Here is a 23,212-nt window from a genome sequence, read left to right on the forward strand (position 1 = left end):
AAGGCGGATTCAAACGGTCGTCGCAACACTCTGACATTGGAGGTTGCGATGACTATTCAAAAGCGGCGATCACACCAATCTGGACGAGCGCCGTTGCCATCACCTGGACGGCCGCCAGAAGCGGGGCGATCCGAACTTCGGCGATTTTGGTTGGGGATTGCCCGAGGGATGCCCAGCGAGAATGCTGCGTTGGAGGCCGGCATATCGCAGCCTGTCGGAGCAAGATTGTTCCGAAAGGCAGGCGGTATGCCCCCATCGATGTTCAGATCTTCGGCCAAGCTGCCCTGCGGCCGGTATCTCTCTTTCGCGGAACGTGAAGAGATCGCAATTCTTCGCGTCCAGGGCCTTTCGATGCGCAACATCGGTCGCCGCCTTGGTCGATCCGCCTCAACGATTTCCCGCGAGTTGCGCCGCAATGCTGCCACGCGCAGCGGTGGCCTGGAGTATCGTGCGTCGACTGCCCAATGGCACGCCGAGCGATCGCCGGCGCCCGAAGATTGCCAAGCTTGCGCTGAACCAGGCCCTGCGCCTCTATGTCGAGGAAAGGCTTGCCGGAACAGCCGCGGCACCTGACGGAATAGTCGCTCCTGGTCCTACGGTCCCCTGGATCGGACGCCGGCATGGGCAACGAAAGGATAGAAGATGGGGCAAGGCATGGAGCCCAGAGCAGATCGCCCAGCGTCTGGCGATAGATTTCCCGGATGACGAGACGATGCGGATCAGCCACGAAGCCATCTATCAAGCCCTCTTCATCCAAGGTCGAGGAGCGCTGCGGCGAGAGTTGACGGCATGCCTGCGGACTGGGCGAGCCCTGCGGACGCCACGGGCGCGCGTCGGCCTGCGTGGCAAGGGCTTCGTGTCATCCGAGATCATGATCAGTCAGCGCCCGGCTGAAGCGGATGACCGTGCAGTCCCCGGACATTGGGAAGGCGATCTTATCCTCGGGCTTGGCAGTTCGGCGATCGGTACGCTCGTGGAGCGCACGACACGGTTCACGATGCTGCTGCACCTACCGCGACTGGACGGCCACGGCGAAGCACCACGCTCCAGGAATGGACCGGCCCTCGCCGGGCATGGTGCGGAGGCTGTCCGTGACGCCATCACGCGCACCATCGCAACCCTGCCCACGGAACTTCGTCGCTCGTTGACATGGGATCAGGGCGCCGAGATGGCCCAACACGCTGCCCTCAAAATCGACTCAGGGATCCAGGTCTACTTCTGCGATCCCCAGAGTCCTTGGCAGCGCGGCACCAACGAGAACACCAATGGGCTGCTGCGCCAGTATTTTCCGAAAGGCACGGACCTGAGCGCGCATAGCGCCGCAACGATCGCTGCCGTCGCAGCGACGCTCAACGCGAGACCTCGAAAAGCGCTCGGCTGGAAGACGCCAGCTGAAGCGCTTGACCAATGGCTCATGAAAAGAGAAACCGACCCTGTTGCGACGACCGTTTGAATCCGCCCAATACGTGTCGATCAAATACACCGAGCGCCTGGCCGAGGCCGGCGTCGAGCCGTCGGTTGGCAGTGTCGGCGATTCCTACGACAATGCGCTCGCCGAGACGATCAACGGCCTATACAAGGCTGAAGTGATCCATCGGCGCGGGCCGTGGCGCTCCTTCGAGGCCGTCGAGTTCGCGACCCTGGAGTGGGTCGACTGGTTCAACAATCGCCGGCTGCTGGAGCCCATCGGCAACATCCCGCCGGCGGAAGCCGAGGCACGCTACTACGCCATGCTCGAAGAGCCGGCCATGGCAGCGTGACTCAAACGAAACGGCCTCCGGCAAACCCGGCGCGGTTCAGTCCGACGATAAAAGCTAAAGGTGTCTGCTAAGATCTCAGAGCTTGGGCATCTGCCGATGGTCCCAATGCGCTGGAACGAGCGGAGAAAACAGTGCTCCGGACAATGCAGATGCAGCATTTCAGCGCTGAGGCTGTGGGCCTGTCAGCGGGCGCGATTCCGCGCTTCGCCGTCCACGAACGCTACGCGCCGTTCCGAATATTTTTGCGGATTACTCCGGCTTCGACACCTTCCTGAGTAAGACCGTATGGCCGGTCATCCAGCATGAGAGCCAGAGCAGGTCAGAAGAGCTATACGACTCTGCTGCTGGCCGCCCTTGTTCGGTTCACTGTTATTCATGACATCCATGTCTTATCGGCTCGCGACCAGTCGGGTGCGCGCGCCCCTTTACCGTCCTCCTATTACTCTGTTAATGCAAGATCTGACTCAGGAACTTCTTCGTGCGGGCATGCTCCGGACGACTGAAAAATTGCGCGGGCTCAGCCTGCTCAACGATTTCACCACCATCCATAAACACGACCCTATCCGCGACTTCTCGCGCAAATCCCATTTCGTGCGTGACGCAAATCATCGTCATGCCGTCCTTTGCGAGACCCGTCATCACATCAAGCACTTCTTTGACCATTTCCGGATCCAGTGCTGACGTTGGCTCGTCGAACAACATAATTTTCGGCTTCATGCAAAGGGCACGAGCTATTGCCACCCGCTGCTGTTGGCCCCCGGAAAGCTGACGTGGGTATTTTCTGGCCTGCTCGGGGATACGGACACGTTCAAGGTTTTCCATTGCGACGGCTTCGGCCATTGCTAGAGCCATTTTTCTTGCGCGGATCAGTGCTAGGGTACAGTTCTCGAGCACGGTGAGATGCGGGAAGAGATTAAATTGCTGGAAAACCATCCCGGCTTCGCGCCGCACCTCCGCGAGTCCTTTCATCCCAGGGCGCAATTCCGTGCCATTTACTACTATCCGCCCCTTCTGATGTGTTTCCAGCTGATTTATGCACCGGATCAAGGTGGATTTACCCGAGCCAGACGGGCCACACACTACCACACGCTCTCCGACTGCCACTTTGAGGTTGACGTCACGCAAAGCCTGGAATGCTCCAAAACATTTCGAGACGTCCTCGATCCGCACTGCCGCAGTCTTGAATACGCTAAGCGACTGCGTTGAGGTGCCTTTTTCCGCCATTACAGATGCCATTTCTGCCTCCACGGCTACGTTTGTAGCCAGCTTTAATGCGACGGGGCGACGAGACCGAGGCGCCGCTCGAGACGGGTGACAAGCGCTACAGCGATCAGTGCCAGGATCAGGAAAAGAACACCGACCACCAACATGGGTTCAGCATAACGGTAGGTCTCCGAAGCGACATCGAATGCACTGCCCAACATCTCGGGAACTGCGATGACGGCGAGCAACGGCGTGGTCTTCAGGATAGAGATGGAATACGCTCCGAGCGGAGCGGCGATGTTGCGCAACATCTGCGGCGCGATGACAAAGATAACCGTGTCAACCCATCCAAGCCCGAGACTTTGGGCGGCTTCGCTCTGCCCCAAGGGAACCGCGTCAATCCCGGCTTTAAAGACTTCCGATATATAGCCCGAATAGTAGAAACTAATCCCGAACACGCCAACGAACATCGCCGGCAAGACCACCCCGTAGTAGGGCAGCACGAAAAAAAGGAAGTATATCTGAACCAGCGCCGGTGTGGAGCGGATTGCATCGATGACAAATTGAACTATGGGACGCACCAGCCAATGAGACCGCCTGAGCATCTCCCAGAAAAAACCCAGCATCGTAGCCCCGGCGAAGCTTAAACTTGCGACCAGAATTGTATTGCCAACTCCCTCCAGTACGACTGGAACGATCTTAAGAGCGAAGGCGAAATCAAAGCTCATTGAGACGCCCTCCCATTTTTCCATTCGACGCCTCTAGATGACGCCCGAAGATTGTTACTGGGTAGCAAACGATTAGATAGGCCAGAAGCAGTCCCGAATAAATTCCCACGGGATTGTAGCTCAACTGAGCGATTTCCTTTGCACGAAAGGTCATATCCGTGAGCGTAATCAGCGACACGAGCGCTGTACCCTTGATCAGTTGGATAGCCTCATTGATGAAGGTTGGTATCATAGCCCTGATCGCTTGCGGCAACTCGATTAACCTAAGCACGGCGAAGCGGCTTAATCCTAAGGCCAAACCGGCTTCACACTGCCCGCGATCGAGAGCTTGCAGTGCTGCGCGAACCGATTGACTGGCATAACCGCCGGCGTTTAGTCCCAGGGCCATTGCACCAACGGCAACCGCCGATAGATAAATGCCAAACGCAGGTAAAGAGTAATAGAAGGCGTAAAGGAGCACGATCACCGGTGAACTTCGCCAGAACTCGATAACCGCGGTGACACACCAGCGGACGATGCCGGTCGAAAAGTGCTGCAGAACCCCGGCAAGCAGAGCGAATGGTATCGCGTAAAGCAGTCCGCAAATTGTGACCTCGGCAGTAACACCAAAACCTTGGAAGATACCCGCCATGATATCAAGAAAACTCATTCGCTCTGCTCTCCTCCTTTATGCTTGCCTCACCGGTAATTGTCGGGGCAGATGCTCTTCGCCGTCACGTCTGCCGGTGCAATCTCGGCATCGGTAAAGCCGTATTTTGCAAAGATTTTTTTTACGGTACCTTCGGCCTTTTGTTTTGCTAGGCTCTCATTATACAGGTTGCGCAGTTCGGCGTCTTCCGGCCGAAATACGATTGCTGCGTAATTCTTGACTTCTTGGCCATTTTCTACGAGCCCCTTAAACGGCGTTGCGCGCTCAAGCTTTCCTTTCAACGCAGGATCCTTAAGGGTATTGATGACCGTGGCGGTGGACTCTGTATCTGCGTGAATTCGGCCGGCCAGAAGTGCTGCAACGGAACCCTGCACGGTATCGAAAAGTAGGACGCGCTCTTTCGGAATACCTGCCTTGACAGCGTTTTCTGGGTTAACGCTGCCTCGCGCGCCCCCGATGATTAGATCCGGATTTTTGGCAATATCCTCGTAGCTATGGATATTGTGGGGGTTACCTGTCAGCACCATCACACCATCGCCGATCGCGAGATCGGGATCGGAGAAAATGACTTGCTCACACCGGACTGGCGTGATCGCCATGCCGGCCGCAATAGCGTCGATCCGCCTCGAGATCAGGTTCGGGATAAGCGCGCCCCAATCCATGATGACGTAGTCGACCTGCTTGACGCCCAGAGGCTCAAGGACGGCCTTGAGCATGTCTGGATGCACACCGGCAACAGTGCCGTCCTCTGCCTTGAATCCCCACGGCGCTTGGTTTTCAATGCCGATTGTGATCTTGCCTTCGCTTAGAACACGATCCTTGATCGACTGAGAATATGCGGCGGAAAGGCAGGTGCCCACAAGTGCCAACGCTGCGCTGCCAATCAACACTGCTCGTCTCAGCATTTCATTTCCTTTCATTTTCGTTCCCCTACGGTTGACGACACCGACGATCTATACTAGGTATACCAACTATGTCAAGCCAATTGGACAATCGCATCCTTCATTGCAGCACTAACGGGTTATGGATCGTTCCATAGGGAAAAACGAATGGAGCGCATCCGTGGCTAAAACACAGTTACGAACGACTTTGTCCCTGCACGAGTCTGTGCGTGAGGAAATCCTCAATCGAATAGAAAGTGGAGTTTATCAGCCGGAAGAGCCCATTCCGTCGGCAGCGATGCTCAGTGAGGAATTTGGCGTCAGCCCCATCACTGTTAAGCGGGCCTTACGAGATCTCCATTCGGGCGGCGCCTTGGTCTCGGTCGCAGGAAAGGGCACGTACGTGAAGAAACAGCGTCGTGTGTGGCGCGAGCTCGACGTATGGATGTCCTCGATGGACGATGCGGCGATCCAGCTGATTTCCATCACCCGAGAGAAGATTTCCGACTCCACGCTGCGGGCTTTCAATCCCCCCGAGGACGTCATGCTTTGCGTCCGGAAAATCATCTTTGCCGATGATGAACCCTTCCTCTACGACGCCACTTTTCTCTCGTCGGAAGTAGATGGCGAAATCATTGATGAGTTTGGCCAGAGCTATGTGACAGATGCGCTGGACCGGCACGATATCCATGTCATCACTACCGATCTTATTATTGAAGCGGCACCCGCCGCAGGAATGGTGGAGGAAATATTCGGGATACCAACCGGTTACCCAATGCTGCGTCGCCTCTACAAGATCCAGACCAGCGATCCGAACATTACTATTTTTGGTATCGTGCAGGCACCGTTCGATATGCTCTCTTGTTCAATAAGTCTTCCCGGCAATTCTAAAAACACAATTGTGGAGCCTGCAAAGTGAACTCGCCTCTCCTTCAAATCCCTTCTACCTTCCGCCTTCCGGCCCCAGCCGTCCCCGAAGCCGAGCTTCGCCAGCGTCTGGAGAAGATTCGGCGGGAAATGGGGAATGCTGAGATCGACGTAATCGTCCTGACCGACAAGAAGAACGTCGACTATTTCACCGACTATCAAGAACTATCCTGGGACAGCAAAACACGCCCTCTGTTCGCGATCGTGACTGGGCAGGATTTTGTAGTGGTGGGGAGTCTCGGCGAGGCACCGACCATCGACATGAAGCCTCGAATTTTTGAGCCTCTTTATTACGACGGCTACATGGCTGAGGCTGTCGACACAATCTCGAACTGGATCCGGGAAAACACAACCGGCGTCCGTCACACGGCAGTAGATTACGGACAGGACATGTTTGGCCGCGGCTCGCTGGCTTTGATTGACGCTCTTAACTCGTTCTCGGCACACGGAAAGGTGCAGAGCGCCGCGGATGCCATCTGGAGGGTTCGTCTTATCGCATCCAGATTTGAGGCTGACCTCAAGCGCACAGCATTTGAGATCGTCAACACGGCCTTTGATCAAACCATCGCCAATGCGCGCATCGGCATGACAGAGTACGAACTCTTTTACCTGATGCAGGCGCAAACATACCTCAATGGCGCGGAGAGCACAGATCCGATCGCCATGCTCTTCTCCAATGGCGACTTCTCCTATGGTCGGACCGCAAAGGAGCGCAAGCTCGAGGAAGGTCACTACGTATGGACCGATTTCCGCGCAACATACGGCGGCTATCCAGCGGACCGTAACCGCATCGCACGAGCCGGGGATCCACGTGAATGGGAAGTCAAGACCTACACGTCGTTGCGATCCCTCACGATTGCACTTGCGCAACAGATCCGCCCTGGAATGGCTTGCTCAAACGTCTACGCCATCTTCGAAAAGATGTGGAGTGAAGCGGCGTTGGGGAAACTGTACAGCCACGTTTCCCGAATCGGACACGGCGGCGGACTGGATCTGACCGAGCCTCCGTCCCTTTCCAAGACCGATTCCACTGTCATCCAACCGGGGATGATCTTTCATATCGAACCTAAGCTGGAACGCGACGGTGCTGTCTTCCAATTCGAGGAAGTCGTGTTCGTCACCGACAGCGGAGTTGAATTCCTCAGCGATCTCTCGCCCGAGACCGTGCCGGTCATCAGATAGTCCACCCATCAGAAGAGCCTGCAATGTCAAATTCCACACGCATCTGGTCTTCCATAGATTTTGATAAGGACGGCAAACAAACCGATTGCCTGCGCCTCCCTATCTCAACCGATTGTATTTTATTTCCCTTACCGCCCACGCCCAGAACCATCTGATGACGTATCGGAGCGGGTGGAGAAGAGCCCGCGGTGCGCGTTCAGAAATGCGCCGATGAAAGAGCGTCCAAATCCCGCAATGTCAACTGCGACGGGGACCTACCAAGGTGCGTCTGCGCGAACGCAAACAAGAGCCGGAAGGTGTCGCGATAGGAGGCATTGGTGTTGGAGCTCACACCTCGATGCTGCATGAATCGATCGGTGAACCACCGCTCGATTAGCACGGCTAGGTCGTTCGCACCGCTCATGAGCGAACCTCCCACCGCTTATCCAATTGTCGCGCGGCATGGGTCATCAGCGGATAGATACCAGTAGGTGTCGCGAACATTGATGTGGCCGAGAAAGGTCGATAGCACCGGCAGTTCGCGCCTGACAACCTTCGTCCGCACGATACCAGTTGATCAGTGTCTGGACGGCAAAACGGTGGCGCAGGTCGTGAATCCGTGGATTGTTCAGAGGGCCGTTAACATTCGAATAAAGACGATCGCAATCGCTTCAATCGGAAACGCTGGCGCATCAATGGCGGCCTATTCTGCGCGAAACAGCCTCGAATGCGTCGTTGCCACAACTCCGCGAATAGCCCCACTGGAGTCGCGCCATCGGTTTTAGTGGCAATAATGCGAGCGCCGTCATATTGATCTGATCCCCAGAAACTGGACCGTTCAGAATTGGAGTTTTCCGCTGTAGTTTCGATTGCTCGCGACCAGCACATCGAAGGCTTGGCCAATAGACTTCCTCGCGCTGGGCCTGCAGATCTCTCGCGCGATCCTTGACGCCCTTCGCATCTGCCATCCGAAAGGAACGCGCGGCCTTTCCAGCTGCAGCGACGCACAACGGGCCTTTTTATTCAACTATACGAGCTATTAGTATTGCGCCGCTTGCCCTGTATCAGATCGAGCACGACACGCGCGGCATCTACTACATTTGTGCCTGGGCCGAAGACCGCCGCCACGCCGCGCTCGAACAGAAATTGGTAATCCTGACGCGGCACGACGCCGCCACAGGCGACGATGATGTTGCTCGCGCCCTTTTGCTTCAGCACCTCGACAAGCTGCGGCAGCAGCGTCTTGTGGCTGGCCGCCAGCGAAGACACGCCGATGAAATGCACTTTTGACGCTATAGCCAGGTCGGCCGCCTCGCCCGGCGTCTGGAACAACGGGCCGGTGACGACCTCGAAGCCGATATCACCGAAAGCCGACGCGATGATTTTCGCGCCGCGGTCGTGACCGTCCTGCCCGAGCTTGGCTACCATGATTCTCGGCCTTGCGCCGAGCGAGGCCGAGACTTCTTCCAGGCGCGCAACCAGCGCGGTGAATTCCGGTTCGCGCTCAAAGGCCTTGCCGTAGATCTTGCTGACGACTTCGGGAACTGCCGCGTGGTCACCAAAGGCCCTGCGCAGGGCATCGGAAATCTCACCTACCGTTGCACGCGCACGCGCCGCTTCCACGGCGGCTTCCAGAACATTGCCCTTGCCGCTGGCCGCGGTCTCGCCAAGTTCGGCAAGGGCAGCGGCAACGCGCTTAGGGTCGCGCTGACGCTTTGTTGTTTCAATGCGGGCGATCTGCGACTGGCGCACGGCGGCATTGTCGATGTCGAGAATGTCGATCTGGTCCTCGGTCTCAAGCCTGAACCTGTTGACGCCAACGATGATCTCCTCGCTCTTGTCGACGGCTGCCTGGCGGCGTGTCGCCGCTTCCTCGATCATGCGCTTGGGCAAGCCAGCGGCGACGGCTTTGGTCATGCCGCCCATGGCCTCGACCTCCTCGATCAGCGTCCAGGCCTTCTCGGCCAGCTCATGCGTCAGGCTCTCGACATAGTAGGAACCGGCGAGCGGATCGACCACCTTGGACACTCCGGCCTCGTGCTGGAGGATAAGCTGCGTGTTGCGGGCTATGCGCGCGGAAAACTCGGTCGGTAGCGCGATCGCCTCATCGAAAGAGTTGGTGTGCAGCGACTGCGTGCCGCCAAGCACCGCTGCCAGCGCCTCATAAGCGGTGCGCACGATATTGTTGTAAGGATCCTGTTCTTGCAACGACACGCCGGAGGTCTGGCAATGGGTGCGCAGCATCAGCGATGACGGCTTGCCCGGCTTGAATTCCTCCATGATGCGCGACCACAGCAGCCGAGCGGCACGCAGCTTGGCAGCCTCCATGAAGAAGTTCATGCCGATGGCGAAGAAGAACGAAAGCCGACCAGCGAAATCATCGACACTCAGCCCCTTGGCCAGTGCCGCCCGGACATATTCGCGGCCGTCGGCTAGGGTGAAGGCGAGCTCCTGCACCAGCGTCGCGCCCGCTTCCTGCATATGATAGCCCGAAATCGAGATCGAATTGAACTTCGGCATCTCGCTCGCCGTGTATTCGATGATGTCGGCGATGATCCGCATCGAGGGTTCCGGCGGATAGATGTACGTGTTGCGGACCATGAACTCTTTGAGGATATCGTTCTGGATGGTTCCCGACAGAAGGGCGCGCGAAACGCCCTGCTCCTCACCGGCGACGATGAAGTTCGCCAGAATGGGAATGACCGCACCATTCATGGTCATCGAGACCGAAACCTTGTCGAGCGGGATGCCGTCGAACAAGATCTTCATGTCCTCGACGCTGTCTATCGCAACGCCTGCTTTGCCAACGTCACCCTCGACGCGCGGGTGGTCACTGTCGTAGCCGCGGTGGGTTGCCAGGTCGAAAGCGACGGATACGCCCTGTTGGCCTGCGGCGAGCGCCTTGCGATAGAAGGCGTTCGATTCTTCCGCCGTCGAGAAGCCGGCATACTGACGGATCGTCCAAGGCCGGCCCGCATACATGGTGGCGCGCGGCCCGCGCAGGAATGGCTTCAGGCCCGGCAGGGAATCGAGCTGCCCGATGCCGTCGAGGTCGGCGGCGGTATAGAGCGGCTTGACGGCGATGCCTTCCGGCGTCTGCCAGACAAGATCGTCCGGCGAGGCCTTCAGTTCCCGCTCGGCGAGTTTGCGCCAATCCTCATACCGCACCCGCTCAGTCATTGCCCTGCCCTCACGCAAATTCCATGATGAGTTCGTCCACGGCGAGGCTGGCGCCTGCTTTCACCACGATGCGACGCACCGTGGCGCGGCGTTCGGCACGCAGCACGTTCTCCATCTTCATCGCTTCAACTGTCGCGAGCGCCTGCCCTGCCTCGACCGTGTCCCCCTCCTCCACGGCAATGACGGTGACGACGCCGGGCATCGGGCAGAGTAGCATCCTCGATGTGTCCGGCGGCGCCTTTTGCGGCATCAGCCTGGCAAGTTCAGCGACCCGAGGTGCGCGCACACAAGCCACCACATCCATGCCGCGCCAGCGCAGGCGGATACCCGCCGCGACGAACGTGGTCTTAACGCCGATCGTCTCGCCACCAATCGTCTCGATGTTGAGTGTAAACTGCGCATGGGAGCGGCCGGGCAGCCAGTCGCTGGCAACCGCGATCGGCGGACCATCGGCGAAGCTGACGACGATCCTGCCGCCTTCATGTTTGGCCGTCACAACAAAGTTTTCGCCGGCAAGCGTCACGCCCCAGTCGCTGCCTACCACTCGGCGGTGATTGTCCATCGCGCCGGAAATCAGCACATCGCGCTGTTGTGTCCTTAGATTGATGAAGGCGGCAATCGCGGCAAGCTTGCGGGCATCTTGCGCCGATGGCTCAACGCCCGAAAACCCGTCCGGATATTCCTCGGCGATGAAGGCCGTCGTCAGCCGTCCCTGGCGAAAGCGCGGATGATCCATCACTGCTGAAAGGAACGGCAGATTGTGGCCGATGCCCTCGACCTCGAAATCGTCGAGCGCGCGCGCCATCGCTTCGATCGCGGCCTGCCGATCTGGCGCCCAGCTGCAAAGTTTGGCGATCATCGGGTCGTAATACATAGAGATCTCGCCGCCCTCGAAGACGCCGGTGTCATTGCGCATGATGGTGCCATCTTCGCGACGTTCCTCGACAGGAGGGCGATAGCGCGTCAGCCTCCCAATGGAGGGCAGGAAATTGCGATAAGGATCTTCCGCATACAGCCGGCTTTCGATCGACCAGCCATTTAGCCTAACGTCATCCTGAGCAATGCGCAGTTTTTCGCCGGCCGCGACACGGATCATCTCCTCCACAAGATCGATGCCAGTGGCGAGTTCTGTCACCGGGTGCTCGACCTGGAGACGCGTGTTCATCTCGAGAAAATAGAAGTTGCGCTGGCTGTCGACGATGAACTCGACTGTACCGGCCGAGAAGTAACCGACTGCTTTGCCGAGCGCCACGGCCTGCTCACCCATTGCCTTGCGTGTTGCAGCATTGAGGAAGGGAGACGGCGCCTCCTCGATGACCTTCTGGTTGCGGCGCTGAATCGAACATTCGCGCTCGCCGAGATAGATCAGGTTGCCGTGCTGGTCGCCCAGCACCTGGATTTCGATATGGCGCGGCTGCGTAACGAATTTTTCGACGAAGATGCGGTCGTCGCCGAAGGAAGATTTCGCCTCGTTCTTTGAAGACTGAAACCCCTCTCTCGCTTCTTGGTCGTTCCAGGCAATGCGCATACCCTTGCCGCCGCCACCCGCCGAAGCCTTGATCATTACTGGATAACCGATCTGACCCGCGATCTTGGCACCCTCTTCGGCATCCTCGATCAGCCCCATATGACCTGGAACGATGGAGACGCCAGCCGACGCCGCAATCTTCTTGGAGGTGATCTTGTCGCCCATCGCCTCGATCGCCACTGGCGGCGGGCCGATGAAGGCGACGCCGGCCGCCCTCAGCGCCTCGGCGAAATTGGAATTCTCCGACAAGAAGCCATAGCCGGGATGCACGGCGTCAGCGCCGCTCTGCTTCACTGCGTCGAGTATCTTGCCGATGACGATGTAGGACTGGCTCGATGGCGATGGGCCAATATGCACGGCCTCGTCCGCCATTCTCACATGCAGGGCCTCACGGTCGGCATCCGAATAGACCGCGACCGTGGCGATGCCGAGTTTCCGCGCCGTCTTGATGACGCGACAGGCGATCTCGCCGCGATTGGCGATGAGAATTTTCTTGAACATGGACAGCCTATCCTTCGACACGAAAAATCATGGGATCGCGATCACGCTTCCACCTCAACCGGGCGCGGCTCAGGGTTTTCGGGGACATCGATCACGCAAAGGCACCAATCCATTTCGATCTCATGCGCCAGCCAGACCAGTTCCTGGGCGCCGCCGATGAAATCGGCGAGTTGTCTCGGCGTGGCGCAAGACGTTTGCGCGCGGAATACATGGGTGCACATCATTTCGCCCTATAGCGGCATCGTGTCGTGTTTCTTCCAGCGCGGATCGACGCTCTTGCCGCGCAGCGCCGCGAAGGCACGAGCAATGCGCCGGCGCGAGGAATGCGGCATGATCACCTCGTCGATGAAGCCGCGCTCGGCCGCAACGAATGGGTTGGCGAAACGCTCCTCGTAGTCCCTGGCGCGCTGGGCGATCTTGTCCCGGTCGCCAAGTTCCGAGCGATAGAGGATTTCGGTCGCCCCTTTGGCGCCCATCACCGCGATCTCGGCGGTCGGCCAGGCATAGTTGACATCGGCGCCGATGTGCTTGGAGGCCATGACGTCATAGGCCCCGCCATAGGCCTTGCGGGTAATCAGCGTCACCATCGGCACTGTCGCCTGGCTGTAGGCGAACAACAGCTTCGCCCCGTGCTTGATGACGCCGCCATATTCCTGCGCCGTGCCGGGCAGGAACCCGGGAACGTCGACCAGGGTCAGGATCGGGATCGAGAAAGCATCGCAGAAGCGGACGAAGCGCGCCGCCTTGCGCGATGAGTCGATGTCGAGGCAGCCCGCCAGCACCATGGGTTGGTTAGCAACGACACCGACCGTCCGGCCTTCGATGCGCAGGAAGCCGGTGAGAATGTTCCTGGCAAAGGCCTCCTGGATTTCGAAGAAGTCCCCCTCGTCGGCGATCGCCAGGATCAGCTCACGCATGTCGTAGGGTTTGCTGGCGCTGTCCGGCACCAGCGTGTCGAGCCGCATTTCGAGCCGTGACGGATCGTCGTGGAACGGACGGACCGGGGGCTTCTCGCGATTGTTCAGCGGCAGAAAATCGAACAGGGCGCGAACCCGCTCCAGCGTGTCGATGTCGTTGTCGTAGGCGCCGTCGGCGACGGACGATCTGGTTGTGTGCGTACGAGCGCCGCCCAATTCCTCGGCGGTAACAACCTCGTTGGTGACAGTCTTCACCACGTCCGGGCCGGTGACGAACATGTAGGACGAATCACGGACCATGAAGATGAAATCGGTCATGGCCGGCGAATAGACCGCGCCACCGGCGCAAGGGCCCATGATGACCGAGATCTGCGGCACGACACCGGACGCATCGACATTGCGCTTGAACACGTCGGCATAGCCAGCAAGCGAAGCGACACCCTCCTGGATACGCGCGCCGCCGGAGTCGTTCAATCCGATCACCGGCGCTCCGTTGCGTATCGCCATGTCCATGATCTTGCAGATCTTCTGGGCGTGGGTCTCCGACAGCGAGCCGCCAAGCACGGTAAAGTCCTGAGAGAAGACATAGACCAGACGGCCGTTGATCGTGCCCCAGCCGGTGACGACGCCGTCACCGGCTATCTTTTGGCCGGCCATGCCGAAGTCGACGGCGCGGTGAGTGACATACATGTCGTATTCCTCGAAGGAACCTTCGTCGAGGAGCACGTCGAGGCGTTCGCGCGCCGTCAGCTTGCCCTTGGCATGCTGGGCATCGATACGCTTTTGGCCGCCGCCGAGCCGCGCCTCGGCGCGACGGGATTCCAGTTGTTCGAGAACCGCGCGCATCAGCGGCCGGCTCGCGCGTCAATCCATTTCCATGCCGTCGGGAAAACAAGGACTGCCAACAGCGCCTTGACGATGTCACCGAAGATGAAGGGGTAGAGGCCGAACTGAAGAACGGGCTTGTCGAAGCCGAGCACGGCACCTAGCCACAGCAGCCCCGGTACATAAATGACAGCACCGGCAAGCAGGGCTGCAGCCATCGCAGAGAGCGGATTGCGAGCCCAGCCGCGCACGGCGAGCCAACCGGCAAGGAGCACAGCCGGCAAATAGCCCAGGAGGTAACCTCCCGTCGGCCCCATCATGTAGGCAAGGCCGATACCCTTCTCCGGCGTGCCGGCAAAAACGGCGAAACCGGCCGCTCCCTCAGCCAGATAAAGAGGAACGGCGGCGAGGCCGCGTACAGGTCCCAGCGCCAATCCCAGGCCAATGACGACGAAGGTCTGCATGGTGATTGGTACCGGATAGAAGGGCACCGCAATCTTGGCCGAAAGGGCGAGCAGCAGCGAGGCTGCGAAGACGGCCGTTCCATCGATGGCAAGGCGGCTCGTGCCCCACCGCCTGGCAATGACGCTGTAGATTGTCATTTTCGCTTCTCCTGTCTGGACGCCCAACCCGCGCCAGCAGCCTTTAGGCCGGGCGATTGAATGAGAAAACGTTTGAACAGGTGGGACGGTGTAATATAGAAAGTTGCAATCTGCTTTTGCGAAATTGCGAACATGGCCACAGGCAAACTCTTTATCGGCAGAAAAGTCCGAGAGCTGCGCGAAAGCAGCAAGGCGACTCAGGCCGCCTTCGCCGAGCGCATTGGCATCTCGACCAGCTACCTCAATCAGATCGAAAACAATCAACGGCCGGTTTCGGCCTCAGTGCTCCTATCGCTTGCCGAGAACTTCAAGATCGATATCGGATCGATATCTGGAAGCGATAGCGACCGTCTGCTCTCCGCGCTCAGCGAGGCTCTTGCCGATCCTGTTTTCAGTGGCTACTCGCCCAGTTTGCAGGAGTTGAAACTCGTCACTCAAAACGCGCCCGGCTTTGCGCATGCTTTGATTGCCAGCCACCAAGCCTATCGCCGCAACAGCGAACAGCTTGCGAGCTTCGATGATCATATGGTCCGCACCAACGCCTACGGTGATCCGACGCCTTACGAAGAGGTCCGCGATTTCTTCCACTTCGTCGACAACTACATTTCCGACCTTGATCTGGCAGCCGAACGGCTGGCGATGAGCCTTGGCATTCCAGACCGTGATGCCGGGCTTGTCTTGCCGACCTATCTCGAGAGCCGGCACGGTGTTCGGATACTGCGCGCGGAACCCGGCGAGGATATCCTGCGCCGATATGACGGCACTTCCCGCGCACTCTTCCTCAATCCCTATTCGCCGACGTCGACGCGGACTTTTCAGATGGCGTTCCAGGTGGCCGCCTTGGAACTGGACAGAGAAATCGATGCGATTGTCCACCGGGCAAACTTCCGCACGCAAGAATCTGGTGACATTTGCAAGATCGGTTTGCGCAATTATTTCGCCGGAGCGCTGACGCTGCCCTACCAGCATTTTCTGGCGGTGGCGAAGGAACTTCGTCACGACCTCGAATTGATGGAGACGCGTTTCGGTGCGAGCCTTGAACAGGTCGCACATCGTCTTTCCACCTTGCAGCGGCCGGGCGTCAGGGGTGTACCAGTGTTCTTCGCCCGCATCGATTGCGCGGGAAACATCACCAAGCGTCATAGCGCGGCGAAACTGCAATTCGCTCGCTTCGGGGCAGCATGCCCGCTCTGGAATGTACATCAGGCCTTTGAAACGCCGGGGCACATCATCCGCCAACTAGCTGAGACGCCCGATGGCGCGCGCTATCTCAGCATAGCCACCGAAATTACCAAAGGCAGCGGCGGATTCAACGCTCCGCAACGACGATACGCCATCGCTCTGGGCTGCGAGGTAGCTTATGCGCAAGATTTCGTCTATGCTGGCGGCCTCGACCTAAACAATCGGTTGGCATTCGACCCGATCGGAATTTCATGCAGGATCTGCGAACGCGCAAGCTGCCCCCAACGGGCCGTGCCTCCCTTGAAGAGCAGGCTGACAATCGATCATCAACGGCGGGGAGTTCTACCTTATCAAATCGCCTGATTTGATCTTGCTGCCGCAAGTGCATCAATGTGCCTCACGCTCCCTCGTCAGAGTCTCTAGCCAGACGGAATCATCGACTGCGGCACCTCCGATCCTTACTCTAAGGGCAGCACTTCGGATAGCTTGACCTAATCAAGGGCGAAGCTCGTTTCGACCGAGGCGACGTCATCTAAACGCGCGAGTTTCTCCTTGATAAACCCGTTCGTACGCTTCGAGAGTACTCGCCCTTTGCAGTCTACACTTCTGCCAACACGGGTGCTGGCGGGCTGGCGATCCTCAAGTACACCTTCGATCTATCGGACGACGCTGTAAGGATCGGTTCTCGTGCCAAAGCTCGAAGCACTTGATGTGCGGATTCTGGATACACTGCAGACAAATGGAAAGCTTACGAATGTTGAGCTTTCCAAGATCGTCGGTCTGTCGCCTTCCCCTCGCTCGCACGGCTTCGTGAGCTGGAGGACAGTGGGCTTATTTCTCACTATGTCGCCTTACTCGTTCCGGAGTCACTTGGGGGATTGATGAGTGTTTCATCCAGGTACGTTTGGAGCGTCAAGCCATCCGCGCCTTGGACAGCACCTGGCCTTGGAACGTTTTTACGGGAAGCAAGGAGGTTGTATGAGTGGCCATGCATTCGATGGCAGCGGTGGGTTTCGGGGACCCGGGGAAGGCGGTGCGCTGCCTCGAACGTGAAAGCCTGTGTAATTTTCATGGGATCCCAAGAAACTTGTGGGTTTGAAGAGTCAGCCGCCAGCGTGGGTTGGCAAGGCAATAGGCGACGGCGGCCGCCGTATTTGCCTCGCGTTTAGGCCCGTCCATCGGCTGGAGCAAAAAGTGCTTGAATGCGAGGCCTTCAAAAAGTTCGGGCTCCGCACCAAGCTGAGGATAGACAAGCTTGAGTTCGTCACCGGCCGTGACTACGCCGGTGCGCCGGCCTTCGGACTGACACAGAGCCAGGCGATGCCAGTCGGCGGATGAATGGTACCGTTGGTCTCCACAGCAATTTCAAATACCGAGTTGTGCAGGGCTTTTATGAGTTCTTCATCTACCTGCAGAAGCGGTTCCCCTCCAGTAAGGACGACAAGACGCTCCCCAGCCCCGGCCCCACGCCAGGCCTGCTCAACGGTAGATGCAAGCTCCCGCGCGGTCGCAAAGCGTCCACCGCCGGCGCCGTCCATACCAACAAAATCGGTATCGCAAAACCTGCAGATTACCTTAGTGTCTGAATCATAATGAGCGCTGTGTTTTCAAGGTCTTGCGAGCCTACGGGTGAGCAGGCGGATATTGGCGATGAAGACCCATGCTTCGGCGGAAGCGATGGTGCGCTCGAAGTCCTTGGCCAACCTTCGGCACCGTCCGAGCCATGCGAAGGTGCGCTCCACGACCCACCGGCGCGGCAGGATCTCGAAGCCTTTGGCGCTGTCCGAGCGCTTGATGATTTCCAGCGTGAACTTCCCGACCTTTTGCAATGCTCCCTTCAGCTTCGGCCCGCCATAGCCGCCGTCGGCGAAGACATGGCGCAGCCATGGCCAGCGCTTGAGGATCGATTTCAGAACGGCCGGTGCGCCGTCGCGGTCCTGGACATCGGCGGCATGGATGACGAGGCCGAGCGTGTCGGCGACGATATGGCGCTTGCGACTCTTGAGCTTCTTGCCGGCGTCAAACCCACGTATTCCGCCGCTTTCGGTGGTCTTGAGCGACTGGCTGTCGATGACACCGGCTGTGGGGCTTGCCTCTCGGCCTTCCCGCTCGCGCGCCGCCATCACCAGTTCATTGTTGATCGTGCGCAGCAGGCCGTCGTCGCGCCAACGATAGAAGTATTTCTGCACCGTCGAGAACGGCGGAAGGTCCTTCGACAAAAGTTGCCAAGCGCCGCCCGAGGAGGCCATGTACAAAAGCGCATTCACGACCTCGCGCAGGTTCGTGCCGGCAGCAGCCGGACATCATGGCCACGTGCAGTCAGTTCTCTCGCCCAATAATGCGACGAGCTGCAGGCTTCGATACCGACCAGGCAACGTGGCAGGCTCTCGAAGAATGCCAGCACGCGCCCACGCGTCAGCTTCCTGCGAACGACAACCTCACTCGCCGCATCCACCCCGTGGATTTGAAACACNCGTGGCAGGCTCTCGAAGAATGCCATCACGCGCCCACGCGTCAGCTTCCTGCGAACGACAACCTCACTCGCCGCATCCACCCCGTGGATTTGAAACGCTGACTTCGCAATATCCAGACCAATCGTCGTAACGTTGCCCATCATAGATCTCCTCCAGCTTCTGGCCCAACCATCATACCGCAGGGCGGGAGGAGAGCCGTCCACCGCATCATCAGCAGATTGTCCGGTTCTGAAACAAATAGCCAGAAAACTGCCGTTCCGCAGACGACCTTCCTAGGGCGGCCAGAGGTAACTAGAATGACCGGATTGCAGTCACCATGGACTTCTCAAGCACAGTATTCCTCTAATCTCTGGTCGATATTTAGGTTGGTCCAAAGTGGCGCCAACTTGAGCACTGACCTTGTCAGCGCCTCAAGGCAGCAGCAGCGATATGGCCAGCATTTGATCGCGCTGGAGCAAATCTGCGGATTCATTCGTTGCCTCATCAAGGTCCGGCGGCTCGGACGCGACGTCCTTGCAACTGCCGAAATGCTCGGCCCTTTGGCCAGCTCGGCTAACGCAGCCAGACCGCCAGATCAGAAAGAGCACGCTTGCGAAATAAGCCAGTTGAAGGAGCAGAGAACAAGCCAGCGTCGTGACGACCACTGTGCCGATGGAATGTGAAGCGAAGTAGACGGCCAGAGCGGTGCTGCAAAGGACTACTCCCAAGACGCGACAAAAGATTCTTAAGGCCAATGCCGTTCTCCTGGATTGTCCACCAGATCATGCAGCGACATTGTCGGCCGCAACATGGGTCTGGCAGTTCTTCGGGCAGACGCGGGCGCAGGCTCCGCAGCCAATGCAGCGGCCAGGATGATCGACGGCCATGATCATGCGATTGAGCTCGCCATCGAAATCGTCGTCTTCGCCGGCGTAGGCGCCGAGGACTTCACCCGCGTCGTCGACGCCGTAAAGATGCATGACTTCGCGCGAGCAGACTTTGAAACAGCGGCCGCAGCCGATGCAGGTCGTGCCGTCTATGGCAGTGACATATTCCGGCATCCATCCGGAGCCGTCCCGGGTGGTGAATGTGCTCCTCATAGTAACTTCTTCATGGCAGCGAGCTCTCTCCTAGCATCATCCAGCTCGGCAAAAACGGCCGACGCTTGCTCGGCAACTTCCTCTATCTCGGTCGATTTTCCCGGGAGATCCTCTGCAAAGTCGTGCAATTTCCTCTTGCAATTGCCTCGCGCAGCTGGAGCTTCCGGACTTTCATCCCCATCTCATCCAGCTTTGACATAGATCCTTCCTCGAAATCGGTTTCTTCACGCCCGTGCAACGTCGGCATAGGCTTCGATGGCCGCGGTGGCATCGTCGACCAGTTTCGTACCGGCATCCGCGAGTTTCCGGAACGTCTCGAGGCCGAACCGGTGGACGTTTCGACAGAACGACCAACCGCCCGGCCCGTAAAAGCAATCGTCCGAAGTCCCCATAGATTTCATCTTTGTCATTGGCGATGTCATCAGGCTGGAACGCTCCTTGATCGCGAGCGCGACGGCGGCGTAGAACATGTCGAGCCTCCACAGCACGTCCGGCTCGGGATCGCCGATGATAGGAACCGCACGGCACTGTTTTCTGGTGACAATGAACTCGTCCAGCAGTTCGGCATCCGATTTGCTTTCCCACGAAGCATAGGAGTTTTGAGCAAGATCGTCGCACGAGACATCTGACGAACGGTGTGGCAAGCGCCTCGTCCTCGTTGACGGAAGGGCTGATTGCGGTGTCAGACATTTCGCCTTCTCCTCATTTCAGTCCTCTTCCTCGAAGCACGATGTCTTGAGGTTTGTGAAGCAGCAGATGTGCATGAGCCAGGCGGAAATTGAGGTCGTACGGCATCAAGGCAATGCCCTCTTCGATCGCCCAGAGCGCCGTTTGCCAATCTTCCAACTTCACCGCCGCCCAGAACCTGTCATCGATCGGCTTCTTCAACGGTTGTTCGCGCGCCAGGGGTTCGCTTGTGGCGATCCGCTCCTGATCGGCGGCTTTCGCTTTCTTGCTGGTACGCCAGCTGCCGCTGAGCACTTTCGGCAAAACCTCACCGAGTTGGCTCGGATCACCGATAAAGGCGATGCAGCCGTCTCGGCCGACTACGAACGAGGTCGGAATCCCGACGCAAAAGCTGGGTTCCCTCCAAAGCTTTTTCATTTCGCCTGTGTAGTCGAACGCGATCCGATAGTTCAGTTTCGAGCACTCTTCGGCCAACCACGCGTCCAACTTGGTCCGTGCCTCGACGGCCTTTGGAGCATCTTCATCAGCCGCGATCCCGACGACCTCAAGTCCGCTGTCCTTGTATTTCTCCTGTAGCCGCATCAGCTCGAGCATCTCCGCCGCACATAGTTCTCACCAAGTTGCCCAAAATTCGACGATATAGACTTTGCCGGGCTGAAAGTCCGAAACGGGCTCGCCACGCAGCCAGTCCTCCACTTTGATCGAAGGAGCCGGTGACCCCATCCGCAACATCATCTTGCCCTCCAAAGCTCTTGCCAAAGGTTGCGTGACCTTATGCGCAAGCTTGTTCCCCTTTGCGACGGGGCACGAGGGTTCAACGAAGAGAGACCATCGCTCGTCTTGCGCATCTGCGTGCAGTCAGCCTTCACTCAGTGTTGCTGAACTCAATTCGCAAAGGCCGTGCCAACGGGCTCATCGTGCGGTAAACGCTTGATTATACTTTAAAAGCTTGTGGGGTGCGCAAGATCCGGTTGTATTGGACGCGACAGTTTTCTGCCATTGTCAGGTCTTGGACACGCATCACCCGCTTCCCGTCGAGACAGAACCGTGGCCATGGACGTCTCGACATATAGGGACGAACAGATGGACATCATGACTGCGTTGGCTAGCGCAGCCACGTTATCATCGTCCGCCTCAAGCTGCTTGAGCTTCTTGCCCTTCCGGTCGCTCAGCGGAACGTCATTGCGATTGCAGGGCCGCTCCCTCAGAACATCGCCTCTGCCCTACCTCTTCCGCTTTGCGCTTGAATTCCTGGCTCGCAACGCCAGAGTTTCACGACGAAGCCGGGCATGTCCGGCTGCGGGTTGCGAACAACGCCAGATTGACGATGATGATCGTTGCGAAGAGAGCGGGGATGTGTCCCGGCCATGTGCCGGGCCGGTGAACTCTCCCGGATTTCTGCTTTTGTTGTTCTGTATCCCTGTGCACGTCCTACAGGGACCGCCTGGTGCGAATGTGAGCGTTGTGGGAATTGACCGGCCTCAAGGCCGCTCGGTCGCCCCGCGGTGGGCCGGGCAGTATGAAAAGGCCGAAGTTGCGGCCGCCCCCGCCGCTGACCCGGCTACCATCCCAGGCGCTGACACGTGATTGATGCCACCGTTCGCGCCGAGGGCCGGCAAGAGCCCGACCGTCGGACTCGAAGGTCGGTGCCTTGGCCGCTGCACGGTCGTTGCCGTGTTCCGTTCCCGGCCAATGGTGAAGGAAATCGTGATAACGCCAATACGATGAGGCTACGGTCCGAACGCGGCCTGCCGCGCTGAAACGACTCTTTTCTCGACCTGACGCCGGCTCGAGTATTGGTGTTATTGAGGACGCCTGGGCTTCTGCCCGGCCGTTTGTCTGCGCGTTACGGGTTGTCTCGGCGAGCAGACACCGAGCGCGTTAGAGGCGTCCGGGAATGTTCTTCGCGACGGCGCTTGCAAGTTGCTCATGAGCTTCGCGAAACCTGCTCGTTTGCGGCGACCTTGCTCCGACTTGGTATCAGGGTAGGTGATCAGCGGAGTAGAGCTTGGAACAGCATCGGTGCTACTTCAGAACCGGTCAGCGGGCCAAAAACAGCGGCAAAGACGGCTTGCCAACTATCCATCTCGTCACGCTTCCGAAGAGCCGCTCGCGCAGCCGGCGGCTGCCATAAGCGCCCATGACGATCAGGTCGGCAGACGTGTCGATTGCGTGCTGCGCTAGCACCGTGGCCACCGGTTTGCCGCGGCTCGCCAGCCGGTCGACCGACACCCGAGCACCGTGTCGAGTGAGATAGGCAGCGATGTCGGCTCCCGGCTCGGCGCCGTTTCCGGTGCAGGTCGCCTCCGGATCGACGAGTGCGACGCGAACTTCCTCAGCACCGGATAGCAGGTCCAGCGCTTCGCGAACCGAACGGGACGCCTCGACTCGCGAATCCCAGCCGACCAGAACGCGCCGTGGAGACAGAGTCGCCTCAGCGCCCTCTGGCACGACAAGAACCGGCTTTCCGGTGTCGAACAGGCTGCCGTTGATAACAAGGGGACCGACGTTAATGTCGTTGAGAAGTGCGGGGCCGACGATTGTCAGGTCATTGCAGATGGCCCGCTGTCGCACCGCGTCACCGATGTTGGCCTGATCGCAGTTGGCAATATCGACATCATAGCACCGCCACGTGGCTCTCAGCAGTTTGTGAATTTCCCTGGATGCTTTTTCCCAACTGGCCGTGTCCTGTGAAAATCTCTCGATTTGCCTGTACCGTTTTTCCAGTGCGGCAATGGCGTGCGCGCGTTGTTCAGGCCACTGGAGATGCCATCGCTTAGCGGCGGAGGTGACATAACGAGAGGCAGAGGCGACAAAATCAGGACGGACAAATGTGCGCCGAGTTCGGCGCACAAGCTTGCAGCTGTTCTGATGTCCCGATCGGAGTGGTCAGCTCCCGCTACACTGAGTAGGCTTTTGAAGGCCATC

At 58.6% G+C, this 23,212-nt stretch carries 16 protein-coding genes and 9 pseudogenes; 5 read left to right on the forward strand and 20 right to left on the reverse strand.

The genetic code is table 11. From position 1 onward, the window contains the following. Positions 1-48 precede the first annotated feature (48 nt). Both X739_RS02480 and X739_RS138965 read left to right on the forward strand, forming a co-directional pair. A pseudogene (locus X739_RS02480) lies at positions 49-1,453 on the forward strand (IS30 family transposase). Positions 1,454-1,457: 4 nt separating this feature from the next. Continuing rightward, positions 1,458-1,760 (forward strand): annotated as a pseudogene (locus tag X739_RS138965) (integrase core domain-containing protein); the annotation flags it as partial. 447 nt (positions 1,761-2,207) lie between these two features. Here X739_RS138965 and X739_RS138960 read toward each other — a convergent pair. The 4 genes from X739_RS138960 to ehuB are packed head-to-tail and all read right to left on the reverse strand — an operon-like array spanning position 2,208 to position 5,260. After that, the gene (locus tag X739_RS138960) at positions 2,208-2,984 is read right to left on the reverse strand and encodes an amino acid ABC transporter ATP-binding protein (protein WP_031252517.1); all 777 of its coding nucleotides are present in this window, start codon (positions 2,982-2,984) and stop codon (positions 2,208-2,210) included. A 44-nt stretch (positions 2,985-3,028) separates the two neighbouring features. Next, a complete protein-coding gene (gene ehuD / locus X739_RS138955; protein WP_023796190.1) occupies positions 3,029-3,691 on the reverse strand; it encodes an ectoine/hydroxyectoine ABC transporter permease subunit EhuD in 663 nt (220 codons plus the stop codon). Further along, the gene (locus X739_RS138950) at positions 3,681-4,340 is read right to left on the reverse strand and encodes an amino acid ABC transporter permease (protein WP_023796191.1); all 660 of its coding nucleotides are present in this window, start codon (positions 4,338-4,340) and stop codon (positions 3,681-3,683) included. Before X739_RS138950 ends, ehuD begins: the two co-directional genes overlap by 11 nt. A 29-nt stretch (positions 4,341-4,369) precedes the next feature. Continuing rightward, the gene (ehuB, locus tag X739_RS138945) at positions 4,370-5,260 is read right to left on the reverse strand and encodes an ectoine/hydroxyectoine ABC transporter substrate-binding protein EhuB (protein WP_031252518.1); all 891 of its coding nucleotides are present in this window, start codon (positions 5,258-5,260) and stop codon (positions 4,370-4,372) included. A gap of 142 nt (positions 5,261-5,402) precedes the next feature. Here ehuB and X739_RS138940 point away from each other — a divergent pair, with 142 nt between their 5' ends. Continuing rightward, positions 5,403-6,140, forward strand: a complete 738-nt coding sequence (locus tag X739_RS138940) for a GntR family transcriptional regulator (protein ID WP_198026182.1) — start codon at positions 5,403-5,405, stop codon at positions 6,138-6,140. After that, positions 6,137-7,330, forward strand: a complete 1,194-nt coding sequence (locus tag X739_RS138935; protein ID WP_031252520.1) for a Xaa-Pro peptidase family protein — start codon at positions 6,137-6,139, stop codon at positions 7,328-7,330. Before X739_RS138940 ends, X739_RS138935 begins: the two co-directional genes overlap by 4 nt. A 399-nt stretch (positions 7,331-7,729) precedes the next feature. Here X739_RS138935 and X739_RS1000000171435 read toward each other — a convergent pair. The 6 genes and pseudogenes from X739_RS1000000171435 to X739_RS138910 form a co-directional block, all read right to left on the reverse strand. Next, positions 7,730-7,932, reverse strand: a pseudogene (locus X739_RS1000000171435) (integrase); the annotation flags it as partial. A gap of 400 nt (positions 7,933-8,332) precedes the next feature. Beyond that, a complete protein-coding gene (scpA, locus tag X739_RS138925; protein WP_023796196.1) occupies positions 8,333-10,489 on the reverse strand; it encodes a methylmalonyl-CoA mutase in 2,157 nt (718 codons plus the stop codon). A 10-nt stretch (positions 10,490-10,499) separates the two neighbouring features. Further along, complete coding sequence (locus tag X739_RS138920; RefSeq protein ID WP_023796197.1) at positions 10,500-12,518, reverse strand: acetyl/propionyl/methylcrotonyl-CoA carboxylase subunit alpha; 2,019 nt, start codon at positions 12,516-12,518, stop codon at positions 10,500-10,502. Positions 12,519-12,559: 41 nt separating this feature from the next. Beyond that, positions 12,560-12,739: a hypothetical protein gene (locus tag X739_RS02425; RefSeq protein WP_051410649.1), complete on the reverse strand. Its 180-nt coding sequence runs from the start codon at positions 12,737-12,739 to the stop codon at positions 12,560-12,562. 9 nt (positions 12,740-12,748) lie between these two features. Beyond that, positions 12,749-14,281, reverse strand: coding sequence for an acyl-CoA carboxylase subunit beta (locus tag X739_RS138915; RefSeq protein ID WP_023796199.1), 1,533 nt, complete (start codon positions 14,279-14,281; stop codon positions 12,749-12,751). Further along, positions 14,281-14,862: a biotin transporter BioY gene (locus X739_RS138910; protein WP_023796200.1), complete on the reverse strand. Its 582-nt coding sequence runs from the start codon at positions 14,860-14,862 to the stop codon at positions 14,281-14,283. The genes X739_RS138915 and X739_RS138910 overlap by 1 nt, the downstream gene beginning before the upstream one ends. Positions 14,863-14,994: 132 nt before the next feature. Here X739_RS138910 and X739_RS138905 point away from each other — a divergent pair, with 132 nt between their 5' ends. Continuing rightward, on the forward strand, positions 14,995-16,407 hold the full coding sequence (locus X739_RS138905) for a short-chain fatty acyl-CoA regulator family protein (protein WP_023796201.1): 1,413 nt from the start codon (positions 14,995-14,997) through the stop codon (positions 16,405-16,407). A gap of 613 nt (positions 16,408-17,020) precedes the next feature. Here the strand turns inward: X739_RS138905 and X739_RS1000000168715 are convergent. From X739_RS1000000168715 to X739_RS01000000166725, 10 genes and pseudogenes are all read right to left on the reverse strand, one after another. Further along, positions 17,021-17,116: pseudogene (locus tag X739_RS1000000168715) on the reverse strand (6-carboxytetrahydropterin synthase); the annotation flags it as partial. Beyond that, positions 17,113-17,612: pseudogene (gene queE / locus X739_RS1000000168720) on the reverse strand (7-carboxy-7-deazaguanine synthase); the annotation flags it as partial. The pseudogenes queE and X739_RS1000000168715, both read right to left, overlap by 4 nt. A gap of 39 nt (positions 17,613-17,651) precedes the next feature. Continuing rightward, positions 17,652-18,329: pseudogene (locus X739_RS138895) on the reverse strand (IS5 family transposase); the annotation flags it as partial. 2 nt (positions 18,330-18,331) lie between these two features. Then, positions 18,332-18,661 (reverse strand): annotated as a pseudogene (locus tag X739_RS1000000170890) (hypothetical protein); the annotation flags it as partial. A gap of 267 nt (positions 18,662-18,928) precedes the next feature. Further along, positions 18,929-19,252: an exopolysaccharide production repressor protein gene (locus X739_RS138890; RefSeq protein WP_031252523.1), complete on the reverse strand. Its 324-nt coding sequence runs from the start codon at positions 19,250-19,252 to the stop codon at positions 18,929-18,931. Positions 19,253-19,279: 27 nt separating this feature from the next. Continuing rightward, positions 19,280-19,597: a ferredoxin III, nif-specific gene (gene fdxB / locus X739_RS138885; protein WP_023796207.1), complete on the reverse strand. Its 318-nt coding sequence runs from the start codon at positions 19,595-19,597 to the stop codon at positions 19,280-19,282. Beyond that, positions 19,594-19,796: pseudogene (locus tag X739_RS01000000166720) on the reverse strand (CCE_0567 family metalloprotein). Before X739_RS01000000166720 ends, fdxB begins: the two are co-directional and overlap by 4 nt. Before the next feature lie 25 nt (positions 19,797-19,821). Beyond that, complete coding sequence (locus tag X739_RS02385; protein ID WP_023796209.1) at positions 19,822-20,241, reverse strand: DUF269 domain-containing protein; 420 nt, start codon at positions 20,239-20,241, stop codon at positions 19,822-19,824. 58 nt (positions 20,242-20,299) lie between these two features. Further along, positions 20,300-20,881 (reverse strand): annotated as a pseudogene (locus X739_RS138880) (TlpA disulfide reductase family protein); the annotation flags it as partial. A gap of 1,443 nt (positions 20,882-22,324) precedes the next feature. Then, positions 22,325-23,137, reverse strand: a complete 813-nt coding sequence (locus X739_RS01000000166725) for a universal stress protein (protein WP_245273965.1) — start codon at positions 23,135-23,137, stop codon at positions 22,325-22,327. Positions 23,138-23,212 lie beyond the last annotated feature (75 nt).

It is taken from the genome of Mesorhizobium sp. LNHC209A00 (assembly GCF_000502915.1).
Lineage (GTDB): Bacteria > Pseudomonadota > Alphaproteobacteria > Rhizobiales > Rhizobiaceae > Mesorhizobium.